The organism is Turicibacter sp. GALT-G1 (assembly GCF_025594995.1).
Taxonomy (GTDB): Bacteria; Bacillota_I; Bacilli_A; order MOL361; family Turicibacteraceae; genus Turicibacter; species Turicibacter bilis.
Genome location: NZ_JAMQUS010000116.1, coordinates 1 through 3,495, shown reverse-complemented (window position 1 = coordinate 3,495; position 3,495 = coordinate 1). Strand labels below are relative to the sequence as shown.

Genomic DNA, 3,495 nt, shown 5'->3' with positions numbered 1-3,495 from the left:
AATATCATACCTGTCGAAAGGTGTCAAACAGTTTTTTGTATTTTTTTGAAAATCATCCATTTATAAGTGAATATCTATACATTTAATTTCAAACAGAAAAGCCGATACAATTATCGGCTTTTCTAAATTACTATTCTACTTCCATATCAGGATTATCAAAATAATAAAGTATTCCCTCATAGATGGCATATGCAATCTGATTTTGATAACTATCCGTATTTAATTTCTCTGCTTCATCTGGATTAGATAAAAATCCAATTTCAACTAAGGTTGAAGGTACATTTGAATTTTTCAATATAAATAAGCTTGAAATGGCCTTAGCCTCTCTCGTTGTAGTTTGTAAGTTGTTTTTCATACTATTCATGATTGCAGTAGCTAACTGTTTATTTTCTATTTTCTTCGGATCATAAAACGTTTGTGCTCCTGACCATGAACTATTTGTAATTGCATTGGCATGAATAGAAACTACAATCCCATTTTCTTGGCCATTCATAATTTGCACTCGCTTGCTTAAATCTTCTGTTTTTCTCTTCTTTGCTTCTGGAGATGCCAAATCATAATCACCATCTCGTGTTAACACTACATTAATCCCTTGCATCTTAAGGTAATCTTCAACCTTTTTTGTCACCGATAGCACGACTTCTTTCTCAATAATTCCACTTTCTGATGAGGCTCCCCCATCTTTTCCACCATGTCCTGCATCTAAGATTACAGTTACTGATTCATAATTATCATTTAAATTATTACGATATTCCCCCATGATTACTGGAATAAAGCTTAAAAATAATACGACTAAAAATAAAATTGTACCAATTGTTTTCCTCATCCTCATCACCTTTGTATTACATTATTTTTTTTACAAGTGTATGAGATTCAGAAATTAAATATAATAAATAATCCATAATAAGCGATTTAATTACTTTTTCACTATACTTGGGACTCCTACTGACGTTTTACTCGGCGGAACATCCTTTAATACAACAGCATTTGCTCCGATTATACAACCTTTTCCTAATGTAATATTCCCTAATATTTTTGCACCAGTACCTATTGTAACATTACTTTCAACAGTTGGATGCCGTTTACCTGTAACATCGCCTCTACCGACTCCACCTAATGTAACTCCATGATACATTGTAACATCATCACCAATAATACTAGTCGCTCCGATAACGACACCTGTTCCATGATCAATAAATAATCTCTTCCCTATTTGAGCGGCTGGATGAATTTCTATATTAAGACAACATCTTACGATGAACATCATTAATTCTGCAATAAATTTTAAATGGTGTATATATAAAAAATGTGCAATACGATACCAAAAGACTGCTTGCACGCCAGGATATAACAAGATAATTTGAATAATATTTCTTGCTGCTGGGTCTCTTCTTTTAATAGATTCAAAATACTCTTTCACGTCGCCTCTCTCCTTTTTTACTTGATTCCTATTATTATCGTATGAATCCCTCGATAATAATTGATTAGTTTTAGCAGGAAAATTAGAGGATATAAAATTGCATAAATCCCACATAATATAATTAACTTTCACCTATAAAGGAGAATCAGATATATGAAAAAATTAGCAAACAAAGTTGCACTTGTTACATCTGGTACACGAGGAATTGGATTACAATGTGTTAAAACGTTGGCTCAGCACGGAGCAACTGTTTATATTGGGGCTCGTCGATTAGAGGCTGCTAATCAAATCTGTCAGGAATTATTGGAAAATGGCTATCACGCTAAAAGTGTTTACTTTGATGCGACAAAAACAGAAACGTATGAGACTATGGTCAAGACAGTTATTGAAGAAGCGGGCCACCTAGATATATTAGTTAATAATTATGGGGGGACAGATTCAGAAACTGACTTAGACCTCGTGTCCGGAAATACTGAAACCTTTTTCAATACGATGAACTTTAATCTCAGTAGTGTTTATCTACCTTGTAAATTTGCCATTGAACAAATGCTTAAGCAGGAAAGTGGCTCAATTGTGAATATCTCTTCGATTGGATCAATCTTACCTGATGTAGCTCGATTAGGGTATGGCGTTTCTAAATCAGCTATTAATTCACTAACACAAAATATTGCAATTCAATATGCGAAACATAACATTCGATGTAATGCCGTTTTACCAGGCTTAATTGCAACGGACGCAGCTCTACAAAATATGTCAGACGACTTTATTCAATCGTTTCTCAAACACGTCCCACTCCATCGTTTTGGACAACCAGAGGATATTGCTAATGCTGTTTTATTTTTAGCTAGTGACGAATCTTCTTTTATTACCGGTCAATTGTTAGAAGTCGCCGGTGGTTTTGGGCTTCCCAGCCCTTTATACGGCGAAACTGTTAAACAATAATAAAAGGTCACCTATGAAAGGTGACCTTTTATTATTTCTTTCTATTTTCTAATTCAACCAGTTGTTGACGTTGTTGTTCTAATTTATGAGCTAATTTTTGATTATGTTCCATTAATTTGGCTGTGATATCTTTTAATTGATTAATTTCTTGATTTTGTTCTTCAATCATCTGTTTCACTTGCTCTCGATGATCATCTTCTACTAAAGCTGCTAAAGCTTCTTTTAAATTGTCTGCCATTAAGTTTTCTAAGTACCAAACAACTTCTTTAGCTCTCATACGATAGATTTCAGGTAAAACTGTTTTTTCAATTAAGGTAGCCTCTAATTCTGATAATTGTTGATTTAGTTTTTTGATTTCATCTCTCATATGATTAGCAAGTAATGAGTTTGGAATTTGTTGATACTCATAACTCATTTTAGCTTCTTCAATAACACTTTCTAATGATGGAATAGGAGCAGGCTTTTGCTTATTTAAATAATATTTAGTTCCTTGTTGATATAGTAGATAAAAAATAACGACCGTAATAATAAATAATAAAATAACATATAAGAAATTCACATTAAATATAATTAAGGCATATGATAATAGAACACAGACAATTAAATCAATTAAAATGGCAACTCCTTTAAAATCTTTCAGTTTCTCAATAAGTCCATTGTAATCTTGATGCGCTTTATACTCTGAGCTATCATAGTATTTTGTTTCTACTGCTTTTAAATGTTCTTGCTCTGTAGCTACAATTGTTGAATCTAATGAAGCTTTCTTTTTATCTATCTCACGTTTTACAATTTCAATTTCATTAATCATTTCATCTGTTAACCAAAGATTAGCGATAATTTCATCTTTTGATAAGCCGTTAACCTCGACCATTTATATCTCTCCTTTTATCTTGAAAACAGTCAGTATCTCATTCATTTTTACATATTATGTCATACTCGAAATTATAACAACGTTTAATTAAAAATTCAATCATATAGATAGTATAGTCGCTATTTAGGTCATTATATGACTATTGTTCTAAAAATATAAAAAAATCTATATTTTAAAGTATGTGCCTAATTCGTTTTTCTTCCCTTGTTATAAGAGATAGTGCGCTATTTATCATATTTTAACTAATCGAGTAGGAGATAAT

4 protein-coding genes are annotated in these 3,495 nt (G+C 32.0%); 1 reads left to right on the top strand and 3 read right to left on the bottom strand.

The window, feature by feature from the left end:
- Window positions 1-130: 130 nt before the first annotated feature.
- The gene (cwlD, locus tag NEH74_RS13460) at window positions 131-826 is read right to left on the bottom strand and encodes an N-acetylmuramoyl-L-alanine amidase CwlD (RefSeq protein WP_055306063.1); all 696 of its coding nucleotides are present in this window, start codon (window positions 824-826) and stop codon (window positions 131-133) included.
- 90 nt (window positions 827-916) lie between these two features.
- Window positions 917-1,420 (bottom strand): serine O-acetyltransferase, encoded by a 504-nt coding sequence (gene cysE / locus NEH74_RS13455; protein WP_055245276.1) that lies wholly within the window; start codon window positions 1,418-1,420, stop codon window positions 917-919.
- Window positions 1,421-1,573: 153 nt separating this feature from the next.
- Between cysE and NEH74_RS13450 the strand changes: the two genes are divergently transcribed.
- The gene (locus NEH74_RS13450; RefSeq protein ID WP_055245274.1) at window positions 1,574-2,362 is read left to right on the top strand and encodes an SDR family NAD(P)-dependent oxidoreductase; all 789 of its coding nucleotides are present in this window, start codon (window positions 1,574-1,576) and stop codon (window positions 2,360-2,362) included.
- A gap of 31 nt (window positions 2,363-2,393) precedes the next feature.
- Here the strand turns inward: NEH74_RS13450 and NEH74_RS13445 are convergent, their stop codons facing one another.
- Complete coding sequence (locus NEH74_RS13445) at window positions 2,394-3,233, bottom strand: coiled-coil domain-containing protein (protein ID WP_055306064.1); 840 nt, start codon at window positions 3,231-3,233, stop codon at window positions 2,394-2,396.
- Window positions 3,234-3,495: the final 262 nt, after the last annotated feature.